Genomic DNA, 25,703 nt, shown 5'->3' with positions numbered 1-25,703 from the left:
AATCCCGGATTACCCCGAATCCGCCATCGTGTTTTAGCGGTGGAAAGCTGTCGCCAGCATTAATGGCCGGTTCATCGTCCGCGCGTCGTTCTCCGCGGGTCGTTCCAGCGGAACGTATTATCGGAGACCGGGACATTGGTTTTCTGATCGCTGAGCCGGACCGTGGTGCGGTTGTTCTGCGAATCGAGCGCGACCCAGCCCTGGAGCATCAGCCCGCCCGACGCGGCGGCGTTGCGCGCGAAGACCAGCGTGATCCGCCCATATTGCGGATGCTTGGGGTCGCTCGCCTCGACCGAAATGACCCGCGGATCGCCGCCGGGGACGATGCGCGCGAACGTGCCGATATCTTTCTTCGAATCGAGCAACACCGACAGCGGCGAATCGCCGATCGGCCAGCGTTGCACCTGATTGACCGAATAATCGATGAAAAACAGTGCCTTGCCGTCGCCGACAATGAGGATCGGCACGCCTTTTTCATATTGGAAGCGAATCTTGCCGGGCTTCTTCAGGCTCAGCGTGCCGGTGAGCACCTTGCCCGCGCGATCGGTCTGGATGAAGCGCGCGGTCATCGTGTCGAGCGATCCCAGATAGGCCTGGACGGCAGCGAGGTCGCCTGCGGGCGCGGCGATTCCGGTTGTGGCGGGGACAGCGATCGCCACCGGCGCGGCAAGCGCGGCGGCAAGGGTAAGAAAACGGACCTTCACGGGGAGGGGCTCCTTATCGACGTGGCGGCGGTTGTTACACAAGCGCATTGAACATGCGGTGAACCCCCGCGACCGGGGTCGTTCAGCTTGATGTGCTTTAGAGCGGTCGCCCGTCCTGATCCATCAACACTTCGCGGCGACCGACATGATCGGGTTTGGAGACGAGTCCCTCTTTCTCCATCCGCTCGATCAGCCGCGCCGCCGAATTGTAGCCGACGCGCAACTGGCGCTGGAGCCATGAGGTCGAGGCCTTCTGGCTTTCGGCGACGAGCTGGCGGGCCTGGCGGTATTGCTGGTCCTCGGCCGAATCCTCGCCGGTGGGGGCGCCATCGAGCGCGAAGCCGTCCTCGGGTTCCTCGGTGACCGACTGGATGTAATCGGGGCTGCCTTGCGACCGCCAGTGATTGGCGACCGCCTGGACCTCTTCGTCGGACACGAAGGGGCCGTGGACGCGCGCGATCTGCTTGCCGCCGGGCATGTAGAGCATGTCGCCCTTGCCGAGCAGTTGTTCGGCGCCCTGTTCGCCCAAAATGGTGCGCGAATCGATCTTCGAGGTGACGTGGAAGCTGATCCGCGTCGGCAGGTTGGCCTTGATCACGCCGGTGATGACGTCGACCGAGGGGCGCTGCGTCGCCATGATCAGATGGATGCCCGCCGCGCGCGCCTTCTGCGCCAGCCGCTGGATCAGGAATTCGACTTCCTTGCCTGCGGTCATCATCAGATCGGCCAGCTCATCGACGATGACGACGATCTGCGGCAGCGCCGGATAATCGAGCTGTTCCTCCTCATAGACCGGCTGGCCGGTCTCGGGATGGTAGCCGGTCTGTACCTTGCGGCCGAGCGGCTGGCCCTTGATCTTGGCCGCCCGCACCTTGTCGTTGAACGATGAAAGGCTGCGCACGCCGACCGAGGCCATCATGCGATAGCGATCCTCCATCTGCTCGACCGCCCATTTGAGCGCGCGCACCGCCTTGGGCGGTTCGGTGACGACCGGGGCGAGCAGGTGGGGGATGTCCTCGTACATGCTCAGTTCGAGCATCTTGGGATCGATCATGATCATTTTGCACTGATCGGGGGTCAGCCGATACAGCAGCGACAGGATCATGCAGTTGAGCCCGACCGACTTGCCCGAGCCGGTGGTGCCCGCGACGAGCAGATGCGGCATCGGCGCCAGATCGGCGATCACCGGATCACCGGCGATATTCTTGCCGAGGATGATCGGCAATTGCGCGGTCAGATCCTCGAAGCTCTGACTCGCGACCAGTTCGTGCAGATTGACCATCTCGCGTTTGACGTTGGGAAGCTCGATCCCGATCACGCTGCGGCCGGGAATCGTGGCGACGCGCGCCGACACCGCCGACATGTTGCGCGCGATATCGTCGGCCAGCGCGACCACGCGGCTCGCCTTGATCCCCGACGCCGGCTCGAGCTCGTACATCGTCACCACCGGGCCGGGGCGGACCTCGACGATCGATCCCTTGACGTTGAAATCGTCGAGCACGCTCTCGAGCAGCCGTGCGTTGCGCTCGAGCGCGGCCTTGTCGATCGTCGTCTTGCCGCTTGCAGGGCCCGGCTTGAGCAGTTCGATCGACGGCAGTTGGTAATTGTCGCGCAGATCGAGCGAGGCCTGCTTGGCCTTGGCGCGCGCGGCCGGGGAGGGCGCGGTTTGGCGATCGGCGATGACGGGGGCGGGGCGGCTTTCGGGCACCGCCACCGGGCGCGGCTGCGGCGTGCGCTTGAGCGTATCGCGCACCGGCAATGCGTCGTTATCGTCGCTGTCGAGGATGGTGTCCTCGTCGCTGGCCCGCGGGCGGCGCCGGCGCCATTGGCGGTCCGACAGGTCGAGATCGAGGCTGCGCAGCCAGATCACCAGCCCGCTCAGCCCCGCGATCACCGCGAGCAGCACCGTCGCCCAATCGCGAATCGTCGCGTCGCCGATATAGGCCAGCGCCCATTGCGCCGAGCGGCTGACGGCGAGCCCGAGCACGCCGCCCCATCCCGCGGGCAGCCACATCTGCGTCGAGCCGACCACGAAGCCGGCCGCGATCGCGATCAGCGCCGCGCCCCCGATCGTGCCCCACATCATCCGCCGCCACGGGCCGACCGGCCGGTCGCGCCACAAGCGGCTCGCGATGATCGGGCCGATCGGCAGCGCCAGCGCGATCGGCGGCCCCGCGATCGTCAGCAGCAGGTCGCTCACCCACGCGCCCGGTATTCCGAGCAGGTTGCGCGTCGGCCCGCCGGCGGCGGTATTGAGTGCCGCATCGCCCGGATTGTAGGTGGCGAGCGCGAGCGCAAGCGCGAGCGTGAGGAGCGCGATCGCGATCGCGGCGAACAGCGCGCCCGAGCGCACCGCGCCCGCTTTTACCGATTCCCGCCATAGCGACGGCTGCGCGCGACTGGCCATGATTCGACCCCCGAAACGCCGCATGGCTGCGGCCGTACACCCAATGTTCCATTGTCCCCGCTCGCGAGTCCGGCGTCAAGAAGGCGCGCGGTGGGCCGAGTCTGATGGTCGCCGGGGCCAATGAGAGGGTTGGAGGCCGCGATCGGGCGGTCTACATCGCAAGGATGCAACAGGCAGATGTCATCCTTCTGGGCGGTGGGCTGGTGGGTAGCGCGCTGGCGATCGCGCTCGATGTGCACGGCTTGTCGGCGATCGTCGTCGATCCGGCCGACCCCGAGCGTATCCTCGCGCCCGATTTCGACGGCCGTGCCTCGGCGGTGTCGAGTTCGAGCGGGCGGATGCTCGATGCGATCGGCGTGGGGGCGGCGCTTGCCGGCAAGGGCTGCGAAATCCGCCATATCCGGGTTTCCGACGGGCTCGCGCCGGGCAAGCTCGATTTCATTCCCGATGCCGACGATGGCGCGTTGGGGACGATGTACGAGAACCGTCTGTTGCGGCGTGCGCTGTACGACGCCGCGCGCGATGCGGGCCGGGTCGATCTGCGGATGAAGACGCGTGCCGATCAGGTCGAACGCGGGGCGCACGGCGTCACCGCGCGGTTGTCGACTGGCGAGACGGTGTCGGCGCCGCTGCTGATCGCGGCCGAGGGCCGTCATTCGCCGACGCGGGTCGCCGCGGGCATTCAGGTCGCGCGCTGGCAATATGATCATGCCGCGATCATCTCGGCGTTCAACCACGCGCTGCCGCATGAGAATATCGCCTGCGAGATCTTCTATCCCGCCGGCCCGTTCGCCCTGCTGCCGCTGCCCGATGACGATGCCGGCCACCGTTCGGCGATCGTGTGGAGCGTCCACACCCGTGATGCGGCGGGGATGCTCAAACTGTCCGATCGCGGTTTCCTTGCGGCGGCCGAAAAGAGCATGGGGGGCTTTCTCGGCGCGCTCACCAATCTCAGGCCGCGTTCAAGCTATCCGCTCGGGTTTCACCACGCCGCGCAGATCGTCGACCAGCGGCTGGCGCTGGTGGGTGACGCCGCGCACGGCATCCATCCGATCGCGGGGCAGGGGCTCAATCTGGGGTTCCGCGACGTTGCCGCGCTCGCGCAGATATTGGTGGAGGCCAGGCGTATCGGGATGGACCTGGGCGATGCGCAGGTGCTCGCCCGCTATCAGCGCTGGCGCGGGCTCGACAATCTGATGGTCGCCGCCTCCACCGACATCTTGACGCGGCTGTTCGGCGTGCCGGGCAAGACCGCAAGCGCGATCCGGCGGTTCGGCATTTCGGCGGTCGATCGCTTCCCGCCGCTGAAGGACCGTTTCATGGCCGAGGCGCGCGGCGAATCGGGGGACTTGCCACGGCTGCTGATGGGTGAATCGGTTTAGGCGTCTTGGTTGCGGCACCGGCCCGCTCCCCTACTTCCCAACGGCAGTCTACTGAATGGGAGGTGGAGTGGGGGAGCGGGCTGGTGCCGCTTCCACATTAAGGGGGGAAACCTATCCCCGCACAGCCGCGAGGAAATAATCGAGCCCGAGATCGTCGCTGAGCACGAAGCCCTTGGCGGGCGACAGCGTGAGCCCGCGGCGATCGATCACCGACAATCCCGCATCTGCGAACAGGGCCGTCAGTTCCTCGGGCGTGACGAACTTGTCCCAATCGTGCGTGCCGCGCGGAATCTGCCCACTGCCTTCGCCGAGCGTGATCAGCGCGAGGCGCGAGCGCGCGGTGCGGTTGGGGGTCGATACGATCAACAGGCCGTCATCGGCGAGCACATCGGCGAGCCCGCGCACGAATGCGGGCGTATCGGCGACATGTTCGATCACCTCGAGACAGGTGACGAGGTCGAAGCGGGTGCCGGCAAGCCCGGCCAGTTCGCCCGCGCGATAGGCGATATCGAGCCCCGATTCGGCCGCGTGAGCGGTGGCCGCCGCGATATTTTCGGGTGCAGCGTCGAGCCCGGTGACCTGGGCGCCGAGCCGGGCGAGCGGTTCGGCAAGCAACCCCGCGCCGCAGCCGACATCGAGCGCCGTCTTGCCCGCAAGCGGGGTAAAACCCTGCGCGTCGCCGCCCCAGTGGCGATCGACCAGTGCGCGAATGTAGCCAAGCCGTGCCGGGTTGAGCCGGTGCAGCATCGCCGACGATCCCGCCGGATTCCACCAGTCGCTCGCCAGCGCGCCGAAATGCGCGGCCTCGGCCGCATCGATCGTTGTCGTCTCCGCCATAGGCCGGGTCATAGGCCAGCCCGGACGGCAGGTCGATTGCGCAACCGGTGCCGCGCGCGAAATAAAGGTCGCCTTTCGCCGCTCCAGGCCGACATGATTGGGCAGATCGCTTGCCTTTCGCGGGCTTGGTTTCTATCAGGCGCGCCGACCTCTCCCTCCCACACAGGAAAGTTTCTCCCCCGATGGCGCGCATCGTGATGAAGTTCGGCGGCACCTCGATGGCCGGGATCGAGCGCATTCGTAACGTGGCCGCCCGCGTCAAACGCGAGGTGGAGGCGGGCAATCAGGTTGCCGTGGTCGTCTCCGCGATGGCGGGCGAGACCGATCGGCTGGTTAATTTCTGCCGCGAGGCCAGCTCGCTCTACGATCGCAGCGAATATGACGTCGTGGTCTCGTCGGGCGAGCAGGTGACGAGCGGGCTGCTCGCGATCGCGCTTCAGGCCGCCGGCGTTCCGGCGCGCAGCTGGCTGGGATGGCAGCTTCCGATCCGCACGTCGGACGGCCATGGTTCCGCGCGGATCGCCGAGATCGACACGACCGCGCTGGTCGCGTCGCTGTCGCGCGGCGAGGTTGCGGTGATCCCCGGTTTCCAGGGTGTCGCGATGGGCGAGCGCGTGGCGACGCTGGGGCGTGGCGGTTCGGATACGTCGGCGGTGGCGATGGCCGCGGCGATGAAGGCCGATCGCTGCGATATCTACACCGATGTCGACGGGGTCTACACCACCGACCCGCGCATCGTGCCGCGCGCGCGCAAGTTGAAGCACGTCACCTATGAAGAAATGCTCGAGCTCGCCAGCGTCGGGGCCAAGGTGCTCCAGACGCGCTCGGTGGGGCTCGCGATGAAGGAAAAGGTCCGCGTTCAGGTGCTCTCGTCGTTCCTCGACGAGGATGGGGGCGCCGAGCCCGGCACGCTGATCGTCGGCGAGGAGGAAATCGACGTAATGGAACGCCAGCTCATCACCGGTATCGCGCACGACAAGAACGACGCCAAGATCACGCTGACCGCGGTGCTCGACCAGCCCGGCTCGGTGGCCGCGATCTTCTCGCCGCTGGCCGATGCCGGCGTCAATGTCGACATGATCGTGCAGAATGTGGCGCATTCGGGCGATTCGACCGACGTCACCTTCACCGTTCCGATGAACGATCTCGCGCGCTCGATCGAGGTGCTCAACGGCGCGCGCGACCGGATCGGGTTCACCGAGCTCAAGCATGATACCCGCGTCGCCAAGATCTCGGTGGTCGGCGTCGGGATGCGCAGCCATGCCGGCGTCGCCGCGCAGATGTTCCAGACGCTCGGCGAGCGCGGGATCAATATCCTCGCCATCGCCACCAGCGAGATCAAGGTCAGCGTGCTGATCGAGGAAGATTACACCGAGCTCGCGGTGCGGGTGCTCCACACCGCTTACGGTCTCGATGCGGAAGACGACGCGGCGTAAGTTTTGGTGCGGTGCCAGCCCTCTCCCCCACCCCGCCACCCAAGACATTATGCTCAATGGGTGGCGGGGTGGGGGAGAGGGCTGGCACCGCTTCCACATACGTGGGAGCATTCCCGGCCAAGCATCTCTGCAACGCCCCCAAGCAACGCTTGCTGGCCCGGTTCCGGGCCGGGGCGCATGGTGGCGGTTGAAGGAGATACGAATATGTCGCTTCAGCTTGGTCAGATTGCCCCCGATTTCGAACAGGATAGCACCCACGGGCGGATTCGTTTTCACGAGTGGCTCGGCGAGTCGTGGGGGCTGTTCTTCAGCCATCCCAAGGATTTCACGCCGGTGTGCACCACCGAACTGGGCGAAGTCGCGCGGCTGCGCTCCGAATGGGACAAGCGCGGCGTCAAGACGATCGGGCTGTCGGTCGATCCGGTCGATTCGCACCATGGCTGGGAAAAGGACATCGAGGCGACGCAAGGCCAGAAGCTCGATTACCCGATGATCGCCGATTCGGACCGCACGGTCTCCGCGCTGTACGGGATGATCCATCCCGAAGCCGATCCGATCGTCACCGTCCGCTCGGTCTATGTGATCGACCCGAGCAAGAAGGTGCGGCTGATCCTGACCTACCCGCCGAGCACCGGGCGCAACTTCGCCGAAGTCATCCGCGCGATCGACAGCCTCCAGCTCACCGACGCGCAATCGGTCGCGACCCCGGTCAACTGGAACCCCGGCGAAGAGGTCATCATCTCGCCCAAGCTTTCGGACGATGACGCCAAGGCGCGCTTCCCGCAGGGGTTCCGCACGCTCAAGCCGTATCTGCGCTACGTCGATCTGAACCAGCCCGCCTGAGCGCAGGCGTTTCCGTCGCGGCGAACCATGCTTGCCCCGCGGTGCCACCCGGCGCTACGGGGCAAAGATGAGCGAGATGCATTCGATCGGCGCCGAGCGCCTGCAGCGCCGTATGGCGCGGGGCTGTGACTTTCTGGGCTGCGAGGTCGCCATTCTCGGCGGCGCGATGTCCTGGGTGTCGGAACGTCACCTCGTCGCGGCGATCTCCAATGCGGGCGGGTTCGGCGTGATCGCGTGCGGCGCGATGACCCCCGAGCTGCTCGATGCCGAAATCGCGGGCACCAAGGCGCTCACGACGAAGCCGTTCGGCGTCAATCTGATCACGATGCACCCGATGCTGTTCGAGCTGATCGAGGTCTGCGTCCGGCATGAGGTTGGCCATATCGTGCTCGCGGGCGGCCTGCCCCCGCGCGGCAGCCTTGAGGCGATCAAGGCCGCGGGGGCAAAACTGATCTGTTTTGCCCCCGCGCTCAGCCTGGCCAGGAAGCTGATCCGGTCGGGCGTCGACGCGCTCGTCGTCGAAGGCATGGAGGCGGGCGGCCATATCGGCCCGGTCTCGACGAGCGTGCTCGCGCAGGAAATCCTGCCCGAAGTGGCCGCGCAGGTGCCGGTGTTCGTCGCCGGCGGGATCGGCCGGGGCGAAGCGATCGCGGGCTATCTCGACATGGGCGCCGCCGGGGTTCAGCTCGGGACGCGCTTCGTGTGTGCGACCGAATCGATCGCCCACGCCAATTTCAAGAAGGCCTTCATCCGCGCTTCGGCGCGCGACGCCATCACCAGCGTCCAGATCGATCCGCGATTGCCCGTCATCCCGGTCCGCGCGCTCCGGAACAAGGGCGCCGAGCTGTTCACCGCGAAGCAACGTGAAGTGGCGCAGGCGCTCGACGACGGTGCGATCGAGATGGGCGAGGCCCAACTCCAGATCGAACATTATTGGGCGGGCGCGTTGCGCCGCGCGGTGATCGAGGGCGATGTCGAGCACGGCAGCGTGATGGCGGGCCAGTCGGTCGGCATGGTGACGCGCGAAGAACCGGTGGCCGAGATCATCGCGACCCTGATGGCCGAGGCCGCCACCGCACTGGCCAAACGCGCAGTTTGAGTCGGAGCGCCCCGAGCGCGCGATAAGCCGCGAAACATCCCTAATGATTCGTTAACCTTATTGGGCCAGCTTCCTGTTGTGCAGTGCGCGTAAGGAGTTGTTATGCTGGGCAATCGGTCGCTTTGGACGGGGATCGTCGCGGGATTGGCGCTAGCCGGTTGTGCATCGCGCCCCAAAGAGGTCGCGGTCGCGCCTCCTGCGCCCCCCGTGCTGACGCCACAGCCGATGCCGCAAGCACCACCGGGGACGGGCGCCGGGCTTGCCGTGCCGCCACGGCTTGCCGATGGCCGTTATGCGACCCCCAACACCGGGCTTACCCCACCTGCTGCGCTGTGGCACGTGCGCACCGCGCTCAACGTCGCGGCGCTCGGTTGTCGAGGCACCGATGAAGCGACCGTCATCGCCGGCTACAATGGCTGGCTCAAGACCGCCGGAACAGCACTTGCGGCCGCCCATAAGTCGCTCGTTGCGGCACAGGGCGCGGCCGGGTTCGACGACGCGATGACGCGGCTCTATAATTATTGGGCGCACCCCGGTGCGCACGATGCCTTTTGTGCGGCCGCGGCCGGCGTGATCGTGCGATCGGCGAGCGTGACGCCGGCGACGGCCGAAGCCTTCGCTGTCGGTGCGATCGCCGACCTCGATCGACCCTTTGTCGATCTGTTCGGCGCCTATGACGCGTATCGCGTCGCGCTCGCGCAATGGCAGGCGAATCGAATGGCGGTGGCGCTTCATCCGGTTGCGCCGCACACCGTGGTGGCGACGGCCGCGTCGCCGGCTGCCCCCGGCACGACGCCCGACATCGGCTATGATCCCGCCATCTTCACCATGCCTTAGAGTGATGCCGAGCCGGATGGAATCTTCTGGCGACTCGGCAATCACGGCCAACAAAAGATCATCCAGAGCCGGTCCGGTTCTATTAGAATCGGACCGGCTCTAGGGGCATTCCGGCGTATTGCCGATTGGCGTGGACGCGGCCGATCTGGTAGCGCGCATCCATGTCGCTTTCCGCGCCCGCCGCCGCCCGCGAAATCCTGACACGTCTTCACGACGTGATGGGATCGCGCAGCCCGGCGCAGGCCAAGCTGGCGGCGGTCGTCCAGATCATCGGCGAGGCGCTCAACAGCGAGGTCTGTTCGATCTATCTGCTGCGCGACGGTCTGCTCGAACTGTTCGCGACGCGCGGGCTGTCGCAGACCGCGATCCACGTTACCAAGCTCGCACCCGGCGAGGGGCTGGTCGGGACGATCGCGGCCAATGTCGAAACGCTCAACCTCGACGAAGCCGCCGCGCATCCCGATTTCGCCTATCGCCCCGAAACCGGCGAGGACAGGTTCCACAGCTTCGCGGGCGTACCGATCATCCGGCGCGAACAGGCGGTCGGCGTGCTCGCGGTCCAGCATACCGAATCGCATCGGTACGAAGATGTCGAGATCGAGGCGTTGCAGACGGTGGCGATGGTGCTCTCCGAACTGATCGCCAATGCCGGTCTGATCGATCAGACCGGCGCGCCGCATGCCCGGCCGCAGACGACCGCAGCCAAGAAGATCCTTGGCCTGCGGCTCGTCGACGGGATGGCGGCGGGGCACGCCGTCTACCACCAGCCGCGGATCACGATCGAGCACACCGTTGCCGAGGATATCGAGGCCGAGCGCCACCGCGTCTACGGCGCGTTCGACAAGATGCGCGAGCAGATCGACCGGATGACGAGCCAGGCCGAATTCGGCGTCGATGGCGAACATCGCGAGATCCTCGAGACCTATAAGATGTTCGCCTATGACGAGGGCTGGTCACGGCGGATCAACGAGGCGATCGATTCGGGGCTGACCGCCGAGGCGGCGATCGAGCGCGTCCAGCAGCGCACGCGGATGCGGATGCGTCAGATCGACGATCCCTTGCTTGCCGATCGGATGCACGATCTGGAAGATCTCTCCAACCGGCTGCTGCGGATCGTGTCGGGCCAGATGGGCACCGCCGCGCAACTCGGGCTCAGGCAGGACACGATCCTGATCGCGCGCAATCTGGGCCCCGCCGAGCTGCTCGAATACGATCGCCGGCGGCTGAAGGGCGTCGTGCTCGAAGAAGGCTCGCTGACCGCGCACGTCACGATCGTCGCGCGTGCGATGGGCGTTCCCGTGCTCGGCCGCGTCCGCGACGTGCGCCGCCAGATCAGCGAAGGCGATCTGTTGCTGCTCGATGCCAATTCGAGCACGCTGTCGGTGCGGCCGACAGCGGCGATGGAGGAGGCGTTCGAGGCCAAGCTCGCGCTCCGCCAGAAACGCCGCGCGGTCTTTGCCGCGCTCAAATCCGAACCGCCGGTGACGAAGGACGGGCATCGCCTCACGGTGATGGTCAATGCCGGGCTGCGCGACGACGTGGCGGCGCTCGACCTCACCGGCGCCGACGGGATCGGGCTGTTTCGCACCGAATTCCAGTTTCTCGTCTCGGCCACCTTGCCCCAGCGCGAGCGCCAGCAGCGGCTCTATCGCGATGTGCTCGATGTCGCGGGCGATCGGCCGGTGACCTTTCGCACGGTCGATATCGGCGGCGACAAGGCGCTCCCCTATCTGAACGGCAACGGCAGCGACGAGGAGAACCCGGCCATGGGCTGGCGTGCGCTCCGGCTCGCGCTCGAACGCGACGGGCTGATGAAGGCGCAGGCGCGCGCGCTGATCGACGCTGCCAATGGCCGCCCGCTCAACATCATGTTCCCGATGGTCTCCGAACCATGGGAGTTCGACGAGGCCAAGGCGCTGTTCGAAGCGCAGCGCGATTGGGTCGCGTCGCGCAACCGCAAGCTGCCGTCGCAGATCCGCTACGGCGCGATGCTCGAAGTGCCGGCGCTGGCCGAACAGCTCGATCTGTTGCTGCCCAAGCTCGATTTCCTCTCGATCGGTACCAACGATCTGACGCAATTCCTGTTCGCGGCCGATCGCGCCAACCCCAAGCTCGCCGAACGCTATGATTGGCTCAGTCCGTCGATTCTGCGCTTCATCCGCCGGATCGTCGGGCCGGCGAACGAGGCCGGGGTCGATCTCGGCGTGTGCGGCGAGATGGGCGGACGGCCGCTCGAAGCGCTGGCGCTGATCGGGCTGGGCATCGAGCGGTTGTCGATCACCCCGGCTGCGGTCGGTCCGATCAAGGCGATGATCCGATCGATCGATCGCGCCGCGGTGATGGCCGAGATGGAGCGGCTGCTCATGCGGCCGTCGCGCGATCTGCGCGACGCGCTCGCGCACTGGGCGGTCGATCACGGAATCGACCTCGCATAACGCGCGGCCCGCCCCTTTGGGAGAGGGGCGCAGGCGATAAACTGACGCTCGACGGGCACGAAGCGTTGACAGCAGGCGCCCGCTTTGAAACACCTCGCGCGCAAGCGGGAGAAATCAGGGCCGCATCCCTCCCGCCGGAGAGCCGGATGACCGACACCCCGCGCGAGGACGCGACATTGTTTCCCGCATCGGCCGGAGACACATTGCGCGCTGCGCGTGAAAAACAGAAATTGTCGATCGCCGACATCGCGCAGCGCACGCGCGTGCCGATCCGCCATCTCGAAGCGATCGAGCAGGGTCATTATGACGAACTGCCGTCGCCCACCTATGCGATCGGTTTCGCCAAGGCCTATGCGCGCGCGATCGATGTGGACGAAGCCGAGATCGGCCGGATGGTACGCGCCGAAGCGGGCGTGCCACGCCGCCCCACGATGGAAACCATGCCCTACGAGCCTGCGGACCCTGCGCGCCTGCCGCCCGCCGGGATCGCGATCTTCGGCGTGCTGCTCGCACTGGTGCTGGTGATTGGCGCCGGGATCTGGCTCGGGACCGATTGGTTCCGGGGCGGCGCCGACCAGCCTGTTGCGGTCGCCACGACCACGCCTGCCGCGGGCGACAGCGTTGCGGTCGCGCCGCCGGCGGCAGCGCCCGCGCCTCGTGTCGAGCAGGTCACGCTGACCGCGACCGACGCGGTGTGGCTGCGGGTGTACGATGCCGACGGCAACAGCCTGTTCCAGAACACGATGCAGGCCGGGGATCGTTATCAGGTGCCCACCGATGCCAAGAATCCGATGATCAACGTCGGCCGTCCCGACAAGCTCGAAGTGCGGTTGAACGACACCCTGATGCCGCCGCTCGGCGACGGATCGCGGCCGCTCAAGGACATCGGCGTCAGCGCCGAGGCGGTGAAGGCGCGGCAGGCAGGCGCGGGGGCGTAGGCCCGAGGACGAAAAGCGCTGCGAATACGGCGCTTGTCATCCTTAATGGTGGCGACAGCAGCGCTCTGTCAGCTATAGCGCAGGCAATCGAGATCAGCTCGGGGGAGAGCCATGCGCCGCACCATCGTTATCGCCGCTGCCGCGGCCAGCCTCGGATTCGGCGCGAACGCCGCCGTGGCGCAGGAATCGGGCCAGATCGTCCAGCGGGTCGATCGGCTCGAAGGCCAGATGCGCGCTGTCCAGCGCAAGGTGTTTCCAGGCGGGTCGGATCAATGGATTCAGCCGCAGATCACGCCCGCCGAGACGCCCAATTACACCGGGCCGGGCTCGTCCAACCCGGTCACCGACCTCACGGTGCGGGTCAATTCGCTCGAAATGCAGCTCCAGAGCCTGACCAACCAGGTCGAGGAAGGCCAGCACCAGCTGCGGCTGCTGCGCGATGAAGTCGACGCCCTGAAGCGTGACCGCGCCGCGCCGCCGCCGGCGCCCGCGTCGGGAAGCGATCTGGGGGCCGCCGCTAACGCCGGTTTGGGCGGCAATCCGGCGGCGAGCGCGCCGCCCGCCGGGGGCAGTGGCCTGCAATTGCCCGCCAGCCAGGGCGGGCCGACCCGTGCCGATCGCGTCGCCGCGGTGGAAAAGCCGGTCAGCGGCGATCCGGCCGAGGATGCGTATATCTATGGTTTCCGCTTGTGGTCGGCGAAGCTCTATCCCGAGGCCGAGACCGCGCTCAAAGCCATGGTCCAGAAATATCCGCAGCATCGCCGAGCCAGCTTCGCGCAGAATTTGCTAGGCCGCGCCTATCTCGACGAGGGCAAGCCGAGCCTCGCCTCGATCGCTTTCTACGATAATTACAAGAAGATGCCCGACGGCGAGCGCGCTCCCGACAGCCTCTATTATCTCGCCGATGCACTGGTGAAGCTCAAGAAGCCGCAGGATGCTTGTAAGGTCTATTCCGAGTTGACCGATGTTTACGGCAGCAAGATTTCGGCGACGATGAAGGTCGATATCGCGGCGGGCCGTGACCGCGCCGGCTGCAAATAACGCGCTGACCCCCGACGCGGCGCTCGTCGCGCGGTTTCGCGAGGATTTCGCGGCGCTGGGCGTTTCGGGCCGCGATCCTGTGCTGCTCGCGGTCTCGGGCGGAGCGGACAGCACTGCGCTGCTGCTGCTCGCGCACGCCGCTTTGGGCAACCGGTGCCATGCGGCGACCGTCGATCACGGGCTCCGGCCGGAGGCGGCGGGCGAGGCCGCAGCGGTCGCCCGGCTGGCGGCCGCGCTGGGGGTCGCCCACGCGACGCTCACCGCACCAATGCCGCCCCGCGTCAACCGCACCGCCAATGTGTCGGCGCGTGCCCGCGCGCTGCGCTACCGTTTGCTCGAGGACCATGCGCGCGCGATCGGGGCGACGCGAATCGCCACCGCGCATCACGCCGACGATCAGCTCGAAACGCTGATCATGCGGCTCAACCGCGGTTCGGGAGTTGCCGGGCTGGCGGGTATCCGGCCGGTCGGCGGGCGCATCATCCGGCCCCTGCTGGGCTGGCGCCGGGCCGAGCTTGCCGCGCTCGTCGCGCAATGCGGCATCACCGCGATCGAGGATCCGAGCAATGTCGACGACCGGTTCGATCGCGCGCGGCTGCGCAAGGTGCTCGCCGAGGCGGGGTGGCTCGATGCCGCGCAATGGGGGCACAGCGCCGCCGCGCTCGGCGATGCCGAGATCGCGCTCGATTGGGCCACGCGGCGGCTGGCGGCGCAATGCTGCGTGTTCGGCGACAAGCGCGCGACGTTGATCATCGACGATCAGCCGGTGGAATTGGTACGACGCCTGGTGTTGCTGTGTGTGACCAAGGTCGATTCCGCGGCCGATCCGCGGGGGGGGCAGGTCATGCGGCTGGTGCGCGCCATTGCCGCGGCCCGCGATGGCGGTGCGGGGTTCCGCGCGACGCTGGGCAGCGTCTTGATCGAAAGCGACGACGATCGCGCCGCGGGGCTCAGGGTCGATTTCAGCCCCGCGCCGCCCCGGCGTGTCGCCTGAGTCGCTTTTGTTCCATTGCCATTAACCTGCCCGCTCTTATCTTGGGCCAGGAAAGGTACCAGCGTTCATGAACGACAACGACAAGCAACAGGGCCCCGACAACGACGGCGGGGGCAATCCCTGGATGAAAAGCCTGATGATCTGGGTGGGAATCCTGGTCGGGCTGGCGCTCGTCGTGTCGTTGCTCGACGGCCGCACCGCCCAGCCGGCCGGCGATACGATCGCCTATTCGCAATTCCTCGACAAGGTCGAGTCGGGCAGCGTCAAGGACGTCAACGTCGCCGGTGAGGTCATCACCGGCACGCTCAAGAACGATTCGGCCTTCCGCACCTATGCGATCCAGGATCCCCAGCTCACCGATCGCCTGCGCAAGGCGGGGGTGACGATCACCGCGCGGCCCGAAGAGAGCCCGTCGATCTGGATGATCATGCTCTACAATTCGCTGCCGTTCCTGCTGTTCCTCGGCATCGCCTTCTTCGTGCTTCGGCAGATGCAGAAGAATTCGGGCTCGGGCGCGATGGGGTTCGGCAAAAGCCGCGCGCGGATGCTGACGCAGAAGGAAGGCAAGGTGACCTTTGCCGATGTTGCGGGCATCGATGAAGCGCGCGAGGAGCTGGAAGAGATCGTCGAGTTCCTGAAGGACCCGACCAAATTCGCCCGGCTCGGCGGCAAGATCCCCAAGGGCGCGCTGCTCGTGGGCTCGCCCGGCACCGGCAAGACGCTGCTCGCGCGCGCGATCGCGGGCGAGGCGGGCGTGCCCTTCTTCACCATTTCGGGGTCGGATTTCGTCGAAATGTTCGTCGGCGTCGGCGCGAGCCGTGTGCGCGACATGTTCGAACAGGCCAAGAAATCGGCGCCGTGCATCGTCTTTATCGACGAAATCGACGCGGTCGGCCGCCATCGCGGTGCCGGCCTCGGCAATGGCAATGACGAGCGCGAGCAGACGCTCAACCAGTTGCTCGTCGAGATGGACGGTTTCGAGGCGAACGAAGGCATCATCATCATCGCCGCGACCAACCGCCCCGACGTGCTCGATCCCGCGCTGCTGCGGCCGGGCCGGTTCGACCGGCAGGTCGTGGTGCCGCGCCCCGATATCGAGGGCCGGATCAAGATCCTCCAGGTCCATATGAAGAAGGTGCCGCTGGCGCCCGATGTCGACGCGCGGGTGATCGCGCGCGGCACGCCGGGCTTTTCGGGGGCAGACCTTGCCAACCTCGTCAACGAGGCCGCGCTGCTCGCCGCGCGCAAGGGCAAAAGGCTGGTGGCGATGGCCGAGTTCGAGGAGGCCAAGGACAAGGTGATGATGGGCTCCGAGCGCCGGTCGATGGTGATGACCGACGACGAGAAGCGCATGACCGCCTATCACGAGGCGGGCCACGCGCTCGTTGCGCTCCACGAGCCCGCGTCGGACCCGATTCACAAGGCGACGATCATCCCGCGCGGTCGCGCATTGGGGATGGTGATGCGCCTGCCCGAGCGCGATTCGTACAGCTATCACCGCGACAAGATGTATGCGAACCTTGCCGTCAGCATGGGCGGTCGCGTCGCCGAGGAGATCATCTTCGGCTACGACAAGGTATCGAGCGGCGCGAGCGGCGACATCCAATATGCCACCGGCCTCGCGCGCGACATGGTCACCAAATGGGGCATGTCGGACAAGGTTGGCCCGGTCGAATATGCACAGCCCGAAGGCGAGAGCTTCCTCGGCTATTCGTCGTCGCAGCCGGTGCGGATGTCGAACCAGACGCAGCAGTTGATCGACGATGAGATCAGGCGGATTGTCGAAGGCGGGCTGGCCAAGGCCAAGACGGTGCTGACCGAGCATATCGACCAGCTCCATACGCTCGCCGGTGCGCTGCTCGAATATGAGACGCTGTCGGGCGACGATATCAAGAAGCTGATCGCCGGCGAGGATCTCGGCCGGCCCGACGATAACGCCAGCGCGCAGCCGGTTGCCGCCGCGGGCACGTCGATCCCCAAGACGCGGCGTCCCAAGGGACCGTTCGGGACACCCAAGCCGCTCGGCGCGTAACCGCCGGTTCGGGGAGATGAAAATCGGGCGGCGTCGGGGAACCGGCGCCGCCCTTTTTATCGGTACCGGAGTGTTGCGCGGCCCGACGAACGGGCACGGCACGAAGAACGGCCCTTCGACAAGCTCAGGGCGAACGGGTGTGGTTTAACGCGCTTGGCCTTGCTCTAGAGCCGGATTCAGCGTTGCTGAATCCGGGCGCGGCACCAGCCCTCTCCCCCACCCCTCCACCCAGTCAGGATAATGTCTTGGGTGGAGGGGTGGGGGAGAGGGCTGGTGCCGCTTCCACGTCAGTGGATCGACCTCTAGCCCATCAGGCCCATCGCCAGCATCAGCATGAAGAAGAAGGTGAGCGCGAGCAGGGCAAAGACGAGCAGCACGATCGTGCGCCACCCCGCCGAGAAGCGGCTAAGGGCATAAGCGCCGCGCAACTGCTTGTAGATGTGGATCGGCGGCAGCAGCATCGCGGCGAAGGCGATCAGATCGGAACCGAGCCCGATCGCCCCGAGCAGGCTGAGCGCGATCACCAGCAATGTCATGAAATCGAGCGAATAGATCACGAAAATCGCGTGATCGTAAAGCTTGTACCGACGGCGCCAGAGAAATATCAGCGCCACGAACGGCACCGAAATCGGAATCAATGCCCACGAGAATTTGTAGGCGTTCATCTGGAGCTTGTAGAGCGCGAGCCCCGGATTCTCCTGTGCCTTGTGGACGGCGTGATCGAGCCGGGACCAGCCTGTGTTGACGCTGGCCGTCTCGAAGGTCTCACCGCCGCGCGCGATCGACTCGCGTGCGATTTTCAGGCCCGCGATCGAATCCTGATAGCGCGCACGGTCGTCGGCGGTCGCGGCCGTCGCGGCGCCTTTTTCGGCCTTGGCGATCTCCGCGTCGATCTGGTGGACCGATTGTTCCTGCATCGCCGCGGGGACATTGGCGTCGATCTCGCCCGCGAGGACGTGGATCATCGCGAACATCACGAACACGAGGAACAGGAACAAGGCGAGCGGCGATACGAAGCGCGCGCGCTCCCCGGCAATGTAGCGCCGCGTCAAGGCGCCGGGGTGAAACAGCAGCATCGGCAGCGTGCGCCAGATCTTGCCCTCGAAATGGAGTACGCCGTGCGCGAGATCGTGGAGAATCGCGCCGAGCGAGCGGTGGATATGCCCCGCTTGCCCGCATTGGTGGCAGAAATCGCCGATCAGCGCGGCGCCGCAATTGAGGCAAATGGAAGGGTGGTCGCCGTGCCCCGTCTCGCCCGCGCGCGGCTCGGCGGCGCGGCCCAATAGCGCACCGGTGGCGATATCGCCTGCGGCGTCGATGCCCCCTGTCATGCGGCGGCGACGATAACGGCTATGCGGCCCCCAAGCGACCGTTTTTTGCGGTTGGCCAAGCGGCGTGATAGGCGTGGCGCCATGCTCGATACGACCAAGGATCCCGCTCACCTGATCGCCGACATGGGCGCGCGCGCGCGCGCCGCCGCGGCTGACCTCGCCCGCAAGACCAGTGCCGAGAAGTCGGCGGGTTTGCGCGCCGCCGCGCGGGCGCTGCGCGCCGCTGCGCCGACGATCATCGCCGCCAACGCCAGGGATATGGCGCGTGGCCGCGACAAGGGGCTGAGCGAGGCGATGCTCGATCGGCTCGCGCTCGACGACGGCCGGATCGACGGCATCGCCGCGAGCCTTGAGGCGATCGCCGACCTGCCCGATCCGGTTGGCGACGTGATCGACACCGCCGTGCGGCCCAACGGGATGGAGTTGCGCCGCGTGCGCGTGCCCGTCGGCGTGATCGGGATCATCTACGAAAGCCGCCCCAATGTGACCGCCGACGCCGCCGCCTTGTGCATGAAGGCGGGCAATGCCGTCATCCTGCGCGGCGGCTCCGAGGCGATCGACAGCAACCGCGCGCTCCACGCCGTGCTGGCCGAGGCGCTGGCGGGCGCGGGCATCCCCGCCGATGCGGTCCAGCTCGTTCCCACCACCGATCGCGCCGCGGTGGGCGCGATGCTCCAGGCCGAGGGGCTGATCGACATGATCGTGCCGCGCGGCGGCAAGAGCCTGGTCGCACGCGTACAGGCCGAAGCGCGCGTCCCCGTGCTCGCGCATCTCGACGGCATCAATCACCTCTACGTCCACGGCTCGGCCGATCCGGCCAGGGCCGAGGCGATCGTCGTCAACGCCAAGATGCGGCGGACCGGGATTTGCGGTGCGCTCGAGACGCTGCTGATCGATGCGGCCTATCCCGGCGCGCGCGCGTTGCTCGATGCCGTGACGGCGACCGGATGCGAGCTGCGCGGTGACGACGCGATTCGCGCGCTGGTGCCCGATGCCGTGCCCGCGACCGCCGAGGATTGGGATACCGAATATCTCGCGCCCGTGCTGTCGGCAGCGATCGTCGACGGGCCCGAGACCGCGCTCGACCACATCCGCCGCCACAGCTCGGGGCATACCGACGCGATCGTGGCAGAGGATGCGGCGGTGGCCGAGGATTTCCTTGCGCGCGTCGATTCGGCGATCGTGATGTGGAACGCCTCGACCCAGTTCGCCGATGGCGGCGAATTCGGGCTGGGCGCCGAGATCGGGATCGCGACCGGGCGGCTCCACGCGCGCGGGCCGGTCGCGCTCGAAGGGCTGACGACGTATAAATGGCAGGTGCGCGGCACCGGCCAGACCCGGCCGTGACGCCTGCGCCTGTGCCGGCTGGCGCGGCGAATCGGTGAGAAACGCATGAGCCGGCGCCGCGTCGGCCTGCTCGGGGGATCGTTCAACCCCGCGCACAAGGGCCATCGCGCGATCAGCCTCGCGGCGCTGGCGGCGCTCGATCTCGACGAAATCTGGTGGCTGGTCTCGCCGGGCAATCCGCTCAAGCCGCAAGCGGGGATGGCGCCGCTGGCGGTGCGGCTCGCCTCGGCGCGGGCGATCAGCGGTCACGCGCCGATTCGGCCGACCGATATCGAGGCGCGGCTGGGCACGCGCTACACCGTCGATACGCTCGCGGCGCTGGTGCGGCGCTACCCCAACCACCGCTTCGTCTGGCTGATGGGCAGCGATAATCTCGCCCAGTTCCACCAATGGCGCGACTGGCGGCGGATCGCGCGGACGATGCCGATTGCGGTGATCGCGAGACCGGGATATGATCGCGCGGCGTATCGCGCACCCGCGATGCACTGGCTGCGGCATTTCGTCCATCCCGCAGCCACGGCTCGGCACTGGACGACGTGGAGATTGCCGGCGCTCGTGCTGTTGCGCTTTCGCCCCGATCCGACTTCCGCGACCCGGCTGAGAGAGGCCGACCCCGCGTGGCAGCGCCGTTTCCTGCCACCCTATGCCACCGATGCACCTTGAACCCAGGAGTTCCCTTGCCTGCACCCGTTTCCGCCCCGCGTCCGCCCGACACCGAAGGTGCCGAGGCGCTGCATCGGCTCGTCCTCGCCTCGCTCGACGACGATCAGGCGGTCGATACGATCTCGATCCCGCTCGCGGGCAAATCGACAATCGCCGATTATATGGTGATCGCGAGCGGCCGCTCGACGCGTCAGGTCGCCTCGATGGCGACCAAGCTGGTCGAGCGGATCAAGGCCGAAACCGGCCATGTCGCGCGCATCGAGGGGCTGCCCACCGCCGATTGGGTGCTGATCGACGGCGGTGACGTCATCATCCACCTGTTCCGGCCCGAAGTGCGCAGCTTCTACAATCTGGAGCGGATGTGGGCGTTCGGCGATACGCCAGCCGGCGCCGCCAGCGCGTAACTCTTGCTGCTGCATATCGTCGCGCGCGGGCGGATCGGTCGCGGGCCTGAGGCCGAGCTGGTCGATCGTTACGCCAGGCGGCTGTCATGGCCGTTCAGGATGACCGAACTGCCCGATACCGGGGGCAAGATGCCCGCGATCGAGCCGCAGACGAAGCGCGTCCTGCTCGACGAGACCGGCGCGGTGCTACCATCGCGCGAGATCGCCGCGACGCTGGGGCGCTGGCGCGACGACGGGGTGCGCGAGGCGCGGTTTCTGATCGGTGCCGCCGACGGTTTCGACGATGCCGCGCGCGCCGAGGCCGATCTGCTGCTCTCGTTCGGCCGTGCGACCTGGCCGCATCTGCTCGCCCGCGCGATGCTCGCCGAGCAATTGTGGCGCGCCACCAGCATCCTTGCCAACCATCCCTATCACCGCGAAGGATAGCCGCCATGCGCGGCTGGGTGATTGCCACGATCGGGGTAGCAGGCGCGGCGCTCGCGGCGCCGGTCGGGGTTGCGCCCGCGACCGACCTTCAGGCGCAGCGGCTCGCCGACGCCCGGCGCGCCTCGGCCGCCGCCGAACAACGCTCGCAGCGGCTCGATGCCGAAGCCGCCGCGCAGCGCGACGCCGCCGCCAAAGCACGCACCGAGCAAGCGGCGACCGTCGCCCGGCTCCAGGCCGCCGAAGCCGATATTGCCGCCGCCGAGGCGCGCAGCGCGATCGTCGGCGCCGCGCTCGACCGGCAGCGCGCGCGGCTTGCCGCACGGCAGGGCCCGGTGGTGCGGTTGCTCGCCGCGCTGCAATCGATGGCGTCGCGCCCGGCGATCATCGCCGTCGCGCAGCCGGGGTCGGTCGATGACATGGTCCATATCCGCGCGGTGCTCGGCTCGGTGACGCCGGTGATTCATGCGCGTACCGCCACGGTGCGCCGCGACCTTGCCGATCTGCGCGCGCTTGAGGCCGATGCGGCCACCGCGCTGACCGCGCTTGAGGGCGCGCGCGCGCGGCTCGACGACCGCCGGCTCGCGCTGGCGCGGCTCGAAGCGACGCATCGTGCCCGCGCCCGCACGCTGGGCCGCGATGCGCTGGCGGCATCGGATCAGGCGATCGCGCTCGGCGAACGGGCCCGCGCGTTGGTGGACCTGATGGATCAGGCGCAGGACGATGCGGTGACCCGCGCCGCGCTGGCTGCCTTGCCCGCCCCCGAGGCACGGCCGCTGCGCCCCGGCGAGGTCGCCTCGACGCTCGACGGCTCCCCCTGGACTGCGGCCGACGCGCCGTATCGGCTGCCCGTTGCCGGGCGTCTGGTGACCGGATTCGGTGCGATGTCGGCCGCAGGCGTGCGCTCGCGCGGCTTGACGATCGATCCCGCCGACGGCGCGCCGGTAATTGCGCCCGCCGCCGGGACGGTCGCCTTCGCGCGCACCTTTCGCGATTATGGTCCGATCGTCATCATCGATCACGGCGCGGGCTGGACCACGCTGGTCGCCGGGCTCGGGGTGCTGTCGGTGCGCCCCGGCGATGTCGTGGCGCAGGGCGATGCCATCGGCCACGCCGGCACGATGCGCGACGGCGCCGCGCCGCGCGTCACCGTCGAGCTGCGCCGCAAGGGTCGCCCGATCAATATCACCCCGTTGCTCGGCTGAACCCCATCGCGCGGGCGCTGCGCGCGACGCATGGAGTCGCGCGACGTTGCTTTACTCGGCCGGGCGAAAGCCGCTATCGTGGCCGCGTCAACCTCTTCATCCAGCGGAAGATCAGCGTGCCTATGCGTTCCCTTCTCCAGGCCACCGCTATCGTCGGCGCGCTTGCTCTCGTCCCGATCGCGACCAGCGCGATGGCCGGGGTCGATACCGAAAGCTACCGCCAGCTCGACACCTTCATGGACGTGTTCAACCGGGTGAAGGCCGATTATGTCGACAAGGTCACCGACGAGCAGCTCATCAAGGGCGCGATCGACGGGATGCTGGCCTCGCTCGACCCGCATTCGAGCTATGAGGATGCGCTCGATTTCGAGAATCTGAAGATCCAGACCGAGGGCAATTACGGTGGGCTCGGGCTGACGGTGACCGCCGAAGACGGCGTGGTGAAGATCATCGCGCCGCAGGAAGACACCCCCGCCGACCGCGCCGGGATCAAGGCCGGCGATTATATCACGCATATCGACGGCAAGCTGATCTACGGTTCGTCACTCGACGATTCGATCAAGCTGATGCGCGGCAAGCCGGGCACCAAAATCGCGCTGACGCTGGTGCGCCCCGGCCGCGACAAGCCGATCGAGGTGACGCTGACGCGCGAGATCATCGTCCAGAAGCCGGTCAAATGGGAAGTGCGCGGCGAGGTCGGCATCCTCAACATCAACACCTTCTCCGAAACCACCGGCGCCGATACCAAGGCGGCGATCCTCGCGATCGACAAGGCGCTGGGGCATCGGCCGCTCGGCTATGTGATCGATCTGCGCAACAATGGCGGCGGGTTGCTGACCGAGGCGATCGCGGTGTCGGACGCGTTCCTCGATCACGGCGAGATCGTGTCGCAGCGCGGCCGCGAAGCGACCGATATCGAGCGTTATTACAGCGAATCGGCGATTCCGGGCGATCTCACCCACGGCCTGCCGCTGGTGGTGCTGACCAATGCCGGCACCGCCTCGGCCTCCGAGATCGTGGCGGGTGCGCTTCAGGATCAGCATCGCGCGCTGGTGATGGGCGAACGCAGCTTCGGCAAGGGATCGGTCCAGACGCTGTTGCCGCTGGGGCCAAAATCGGCGCTTCGGTTGACGACCGCGCGCTATTACACCCCCTCGGGCCGGTCGGTGCAGGAAGGCGGCATCGTTCCCGATATCGCCGTGCCGCAATTGAGCGACCCCGATTACAAGACGCGCCCCGTGTTCCGTGAGAACGATCTGCGCCGCCACCTGATCAACGAGGTCAAGGCTGACGATCCGATCCTGAGCGAGGATAGCAAGGACGATCCGCGCTTCTCGGCGACCGCCGAGGAATTGGAGAAAAAGGGCATCAAGGACTTCCAGCTCGAATATGCGGTCAAGACGATCGCCCGGCTGGGCGGCCCGGCACAGGTTGCCGCGGCCAGCTCGAAGCCGCCCGCCCCGGATGCCGCCAGGGCCGCCGCGCCGAAGCCGAAGCGGTGAGCGCGGCGATGGGCGAAACCTATCTCCGCCCCGCGCGCTGGATCGCTTTGCTGCTGCCCGCCGCGCTGCTCGGCGGCGCGTGGATCGGCCAGCTCTTCTTCGGCCTCTATCCGTGCGAGATGTGCCATTGGCAGCGCTGGCCGCATTATGCCGCGCTGGTGCTGGCGCTGCTCGCCTTCGGGGTGCCGGGGCGCGTCAACCAGCGCTGGCTGGTCGGGCTTGCCGCGGCCGCGATCGCGCTGAGCGGCGCGATCGGCATCTATCACGCCGGGGTCGAATATCATTGGTGGGCGGGCGCGACCGCCTGCACCGCGCCGTTCTCTGGCACCGGCGACGATTTGCTGGCGCAGATCATGAACGCCCCGCTGGTGCGCTGCGACAGCGCGCAATGGACGTTGTTCGGGGTCTCGCTCGCGGGGTTCAACGCGCTGTTCTCGCTCGGCGGCGCGGCGCTGATCACGCTGCTGATGCGGTTGCGGAGACCCAGGATATGAGCTGGCGGCCGGGTGATCCCAAGCGCGCGATCAAGGCGATGGTTCGCGTCGATCAGGCGGGCGAATATGGCGCGACGCGCATCTATGCGGGGCAGCTCGCGGTGATGGGCGACCGGCATCCGATGGCGCGATCGATCGCGGGGATGGCGGCACAGGAGGATCGCCATCAGGCGTTCTTCGATGCGATGATCGCGCGGCGCGGGGTGCGCCCTACCTTGCTCCAGCCGCTGTGGAATGTCGCCGGCTTCGCGCTGGGGGCCGCCACCGCGGCGATCGGCCCCGAAGCCGCAATGGCCTGTACCGCGGCGGTCGAAACCGAGATCGACAAACATTATACCGAGCAGCTTGAAGCGCTGGGCGAGGACGATCCCGAGCTTTCGGCCGCGATCGCCGAATTTCAGGCCGAGGAGCTCGAGCATCGCGACATCGCGCTGGCGAGCGGTGCGGAGCGTGCCCCTGCTTATCCCTTGCTCAGCGGGCTGATCCGGCTGGGCTGCCGGATCGCGATCGCGACCGCGAAGCGGATCTGAGCCGTTCAGCGCATGGACAAGTCAGGGGCTTCATGCGTTGATGACGGCCAACGGAGTGGACATATGATGGCTCGATACATCGCCAAGGGCATCGCCGCGCTCGTCGTGGCCGGGGCCGGGCTGGCGGCAGCGATGCCCGCCGCCGCGCAGAACGCGCCGCAAAACGGCGTGCTGGTGATCTATGGCGACCAGAAATGCCCGACCGATTCGAACGGCAGCGAGATCGTCGTCTGCAAGCGCCGCAACGCCGACGAACAATTCCGCATTCCCAAGGAATTGCGCGAGCTCAAGATCACCCCCGAGAACGAAAGCTGGGCGGCGCGCAACGAATCGGTGCTCGAAACCGGTGGCGCGGGGATCGGCAGCTGCTCGGCGGTGGGCGTGGGCGGCGCGACCGGCTGCTTCACCCAGCAGGCCCGCCGCGCCAAGCGCGAGAATCGCGAGCGTGCCGCCGAAGAGCGCCAGACGCCGTAGGGCCCGACCGACATTCGGCTCATGCCGGCCTGCAAATGGCGGCTTCCCGTGCTTCCGGTGCTCACGTACCGGAGGTACGCTGCGCTCCGGGTCACGAAAAGCCACCATTTTCGGCTCGACCTGACCCCAATGTCGATCGGCCCTGGGCGCCCGCGACAAGCGTAAGATCTTGTCTTGGCGTCAGGAAAGGCGCAGCCCATGCTTAGCGTCGATCCGGTTCTAGAGCGGGATGACGTGGGATTGAATCGATAGGGGATTCACGAGGGCGTATAGATGTGATTCAAGATGCTGGCTGGGCATGGAGGCCAGCGAGCATGGCGCGACCTTATTCGATGGACCTGCGTG

General features: G+C 67.3%; 23 protein-coding genes. 19 read left to right on the top strand and 4 right to left on the bottom strand.

Annotated elements, in window-relative coordinates:
* Positions 1–71: 71 nt before the first annotated feature.
* Positions 72–704: a LolA family protein gene (locus NFE57_RS09175; protein WP_252135275.1), complete on the bottom strand. Its 633-nt coding sequence runs from the start codon at positions 702–704 to the stop codon at positions 72–74.
* A 97-nt stretch (positions 705–801) separates the two neighbouring features.
* Positions 802–3,111 carry an FtsK/SpoIIIE family DNA translocase gene (locus NFE57_RS09170; RefSeq protein ID WP_252135274.1) on the bottom strand — a complete coding sequence of 770 codons (2,310 nt, stop codon included), beginning with the start codon at positions 3,109–3,111 and terminating at the stop codon, positions 802–804.
* A 164-nt stretch (positions 3,112–3,275) separates the two neighbouring features.
* On the opposite strand from NFE57_RS09170, the gene NFE57_RS09165 reads away from it, so the two are divergent.
* Complete coding sequence (locus NFE57_RS09165; protein ID WP_252135273.1) at positions 3,276–4,493, top strand: UbiH/UbiF/VisC/COQ6 family ubiquinone biosynthesis hydroxylase; 1,218 nt, start codon at positions 3,276–3,278, stop codon at positions 4,491–4,493.
* Between the two features lie 111 nt (positions 4,494–4,604).
* Here NFE57_RS09165 and ubiG read toward each other — a convergent pair whose 3' ends face one another.
* On the bottom strand, positions 4,605–5,330 hold the full coding sequence (gene ubiG, locus NFE57_RS09160; protein WP_252135272.1) for a bifunctional 2-polyprenyl-6-hydroxyphenol methylase/3-demethylubiquinol 3-O-methyltransferase UbiG: 726 nt from the start codon (positions 5,328–5,330) through the stop codon (positions 4,605–4,607).
* Between the two features lie 182 nt (positions 5,331–5,512).
* Here ubiG and NFE57_RS09155 point away from each other — a divergent pair, with 182 nt between their 5' ends.
* From NFE57_RS09155 to ftsH, 9 genes are all read left to right on the top strand, one after another.
* A complete protein-coding gene (locus NFE57_RS09155; protein WP_252135271.1) occupies positions 5,513–6,766 on the top strand; it encodes an aspartate kinase in 1,254 nt (417 codons plus the stop codon).
* A gap of 204 nt (positions 6,767–6,970) precedes the next feature.
* Positions 6,971–7,609, top strand: a complete 639-nt coding sequence (locus tag NFE57_RS09150) for a peroxiredoxin (RefSeq protein ID WP_252135270.1) — start codon at positions 6,971–6,973, stop codon at positions 7,607–7,609.
* A gap of 67 nt (positions 7,610–7,676) precedes the next feature.
* Positions 7,677–8,708 carry an NAD(P)H-dependent flavin oxidoreductase gene (locus NFE57_RS09145; RefSeq protein ID WP_252135269.1) on the top strand — a complete coding sequence of 344 codons (1,032 nt, stop codon included), beginning with the start codon at positions 7,677–7,679 and terminating at the stop codon, positions 8,706–8,708.
* Positions 8,709–8,810: 102 nt separating this feature from the next.
* Positions 8,811–9,545, top strand: a complete 735-nt coding sequence (locus NFE57_RS09140) for a hypothetical protein (RefSeq protein WP_252135268.1) — start codon at positions 8,811–8,813, stop codon at positions 9,543–9,545.
* Positions 9,546–9,706: 161 nt separating this feature from the next.
* Entirely contained in the window at positions 9,707–11,980 is a 2,274-nt protein-coding gene (gene ptsP, locus NFE57_RS09135; RefSeq protein WP_252135267.1) for a phosphoenolpyruvate--protein phosphotransferase, read from the top strand.
* A gap of 146 nt (positions 11,981–12,126) precedes the next feature.
* Positions 12,127–12,918 carry a helix-turn-helix domain-containing protein gene (locus tag NFE57_RS09130; protein WP_252135266.1) on the top strand — a complete coding sequence of 264 codons (792 nt, stop codon included), beginning with the start codon at positions 12,127–12,129 and terminating at the stop codon, positions 12,916–12,918.
* Between the two features lie 111 nt (positions 12,919–13,029).
* Positions 13,030–13,959, top strand: a complete 930-nt coding sequence (locus NFE57_RS09125; RefSeq protein WP_252135265.1) for a tol-pal system YbgF family protein — start codon at positions 13,030–13,032, stop codon at positions 13,957–13,959.
* A complete protein-coding gene (tilS, locus tag NFE57_RS09120; protein WP_252135264.1) occupies positions 13,937–14,953 on the top strand; it encodes a tRNA lysidine(34) synthetase TilS in 1,017 nt (338 codons plus the stop codon). Before NFE57_RS09125 ends, tilS begins: the two co-directional genes overlap by 23 nt.
* A gap of 67 nt (positions 14,954–15,020) precedes the next feature.
* Complete coding sequence (ftsH, locus tag NFE57_RS09115; RefSeq protein ID WP_286207759.1) at positions 15,021–16,985, top strand: ATP-dependent zinc metalloprotease FtsH; 1,965 nt, start codon at positions 15,021–15,023, stop codon at positions 16,983–16,985.
* A 302-nt stretch (positions 16,986–17,287) separates the two neighbouring features.
* Here ftsH and NFE57_RS09110 read toward each other — a convergent pair whose 3' ends face one another.
* The gene (locus tag NFE57_RS09110; protein WP_252135263.1) at positions 17,288–18,316 is read right to left on the bottom strand and encodes a DUF3667 domain-containing protein; all 1,029 of its coding nucleotides are present in this window, start codon (positions 18,314–18,316) and stop codon (positions 17,288–17,290) included.
* Between the two features lie 81 nt (positions 18,317–18,397).
* On the opposite strand from NFE57_RS09110, the gene NFE57_RS09105 reads away from it, so the two are divergent.
* The 9 genes from NFE57_RS09105 (at position 18,398) to NFE57_RS09065 (ending at position 25,358) form a co-directional block, all read left to right on the top strand.
* Entirely contained in the window at positions 18,398–19,663 is a 1,266-nt protein-coding gene (locus NFE57_RS09105; RefSeq protein WP_252135262.1) for a glutamate-5-semialdehyde dehydrogenase, read from the top strand.
* 45 nt (positions 19,664–19,708) lie between these two features.
* A complete protein-coding gene (locus tag NFE57_RS09100) occupies positions 19,709–20,326 on the top strand; it encodes a nicotinate-nucleotide adenylyltransferase (RefSeq protein ID WP_252135261.1) in 618 nt (205 codons plus the stop codon).
* 14 nt (positions 20,327–20,340) lie between these two features.
* Positions 20,341–20,730 (top strand): ribosome silencing factor, encoded by a 390-nt coding sequence (rsfS, locus tag NFE57_RS09095; RefSeq protein WP_252135260.1) that lies wholly within the window; start codon positions 20,341–20,343, stop codon positions 20,728–20,730.
* A gap of 3 nt (positions 20,731–20,733) precedes the next feature.
* Positions 20,734–21,156 carry a 23S rRNA (pseudouridine(1915)-N(3))-methyltransferase RlmH gene (locus NFE57_RS09090; RefSeq protein ID WP_252135259.1) on the top strand — a complete coding sequence of 141 codons (423 nt, stop codon included), beginning with the start codon at positions 20,734–20,736 and terminating at the stop codon, positions 21,154–21,156.
* 5 nt (positions 21,157–21,161) lie between these two features.
* Entirely contained in the window at positions 21,162–22,358 is a 1,197-nt protein-coding gene (locus NFE57_RS09085) for a murein hydrolase activator EnvC family protein (RefSeq protein WP_252135258.1), read from the top strand.
* 122 nt (positions 22,359–22,480) lie between these two features.
* A complete protein-coding gene (locus tag NFE57_RS09080; protein WP_252135257.1) occupies positions 22,481–23,860 on the top strand; it encodes a S41 family peptidase in 1,380 nt (459 codons plus the stop codon).
* An 8-nt stretch (positions 23,861–23,868) separates the two neighbouring features.
* Positions 23,869–24,354, top strand: a complete 486-nt coding sequence (locus NFE57_RS09075) for a disulfide bond formation protein B (protein WP_252135436.1) — start codon at positions 23,869–23,871, stop codon at positions 24,352–24,354.
* Positions 24,351–24,884, top strand: a complete 534-nt coding sequence (locus tag NFE57_RS09070) for a demethoxyubiquinone hydroxylase family protein (RefSeq protein ID WP_252135256.1) — start codon at positions 24,351–24,353, stop codon at positions 24,882–24,884. The genes NFE57_RS09075 and NFE57_RS09070 overlap by 4 nt, the downstream gene beginning before the upstream one ends.
* 63 nt (positions 24,885–24,947) lie before the next feature.
* Complete coding sequence (locus NFE57_RS09065; RefSeq protein ID WP_353653897.1) at positions 24,948–25,358, top strand: hypothetical protein; 411 nt, start codon at positions 24,948–24,950, stop codon at positions 25,356–25,358.
* Positions 25,359–25,703: the final 345 nt, after the last annotated feature.

This window comes from Hephaestia sp. MAHUQ-44 (genome assembly GCF_023806085.1).
GTDB lineage: Bacteria > Pseudomonadota > Alphaproteobacteria > Sphingomonadales > Sphingomonadaceae > Sphingomonas.
Note: the sequence above shows the minus strand (reverse complement) of the source record. Positions and strands in the feature narration are given on the sequence as shown.

Bases quoted from the DNA above. Each gene is read 5' to 3' on its own strand.
- NFE57_RS09130 (WP_252135266.1), top strand. From the start codon at position 12,127: ATGACCGACACCCCGCGCGAGGACGCGACATTGTTTCCCGCATCGGCC.
- NFE57_RS09075 (WP_252135436.1), top strand. From the start codon at position 23,869: ATGGGCGAAACCTATCTCCGCCCCGCGCGCTGGATCGCTTTGCTGCTG.
- NFE57_RS09140 (WP_252135268.1), top strand. From the start codon at position 8,811: ATGCTGGGCAATCGGTCGCTTTGGACGGGGATCGTCGCGGGATTGGCG.
- NFE57_RS09155 (WP_252135271.1), top strand. From the start codon at position 5,513: ATGGCGCGCATCGTGATGAAGTTCGGCGGCACCTCGATGGCCGGGATC.
- NFE57_RS09150 (WP_252135270.1), top strand. From the start codon at position 6,971: ATGTCGCTTCAGCTTGGTCAGATTGCCCCCGATTTCGAACAGGATAGC.
- NFE57_RS09165 (WP_252135273.1), top strand. From the start codon at position 3,276: ATGCAACAGGCAGATGTCATCCTTCTGGGCGGTGGGCTGGTGGGTAGC.
- NFE57_RS09170 (WP_252135274.1), bottom strand. From the start codon at position 3,111: ATGGCCAGTCGCGCGCAGCCGTCGCTATGGCGGGAATCGGTAAAAGCG.
- NFE57_RS09145 (WP_252135269.1), top strand. From the start codon at position 7,677: ATGAGCGAGATGCATTCGATCGGCGCCGAGCGCCTGCAGCGCCGTATG.
- NFE57_RS09125 (WP_252135265.1), top strand. From the start codon at position 13,030: ATGCGCCGCACCATCGTTATCGCCGCTGCCGCGGCCAGCCTCGGATTC.
- NFE57_RS09085 (WP_252135258.1), top strand. From the start codon at position 21,162: ATGCGCGGCTGGGTGATTGCCACGATCGGGGTAGCAGGCGCGGCGCTC.
- NFE57_RS09105 (WP_252135262.1), top strand. From the start codon at position 18,398: ATGCTCGATACGACCAAGGATCCCGCTCACCTGATCGCCGACATGGGC.
- ftsH (WP_286207759.1), top strand. From the start codon at position 15,021: ATGAACGACAACGACAAGCAACAGGGCCCCGACAACGACGGCGGGGGC.
- NFE57_RS09110 (WP_252135263.1), bottom strand. From the start codon at position 18,316: ATGACAGGGGGCATCGACGCCGCAGGCGATATCGCCACCGGTGCGCTA.
- ubiG (WP_252135272.1), bottom strand. From the start codon at position 5,330: ATGGCGGAGACGACAACGATCGATGCGGCCGAGGCCGCGCATTTCGGC.
- NFE57_RS09070 (WP_252135256.1), top strand. From the start codon at position 24,351: ATGAGCTGGCGGCCGGGTGATCCCAAGCGCGCGATCAAGGCGATGGTT.
- NFE57_RS09080 (WP_252135257.1), top strand. From the start codon at position 22,481: ATGCGTTCCCTTCTCCAGGCCACCGCTATCGTCGGCGCGCTTGCTCTC.
- ptsP (WP_252135267.1), top strand. From the start codon at position 9,707: ATGTCGCTTTCCGCGCCCGCCGCCGCCCGCGAAATCCTGACACGTCTT.
- NFE57_RS09065 (WP_353653897.1), top strand. From the start codon at position 24,948: ATGATGGCTCGATACATCGCCAAGGGCATCGCCGCGCTCGTCGTGGCC.
- NFE57_RS09100 (WP_252135261.1), top strand. From the start codon at position 19,709: ATGAGCCGGCGCCGCGTCGGCCTGCTCGGGGGATCGTTCAACCCCGCG.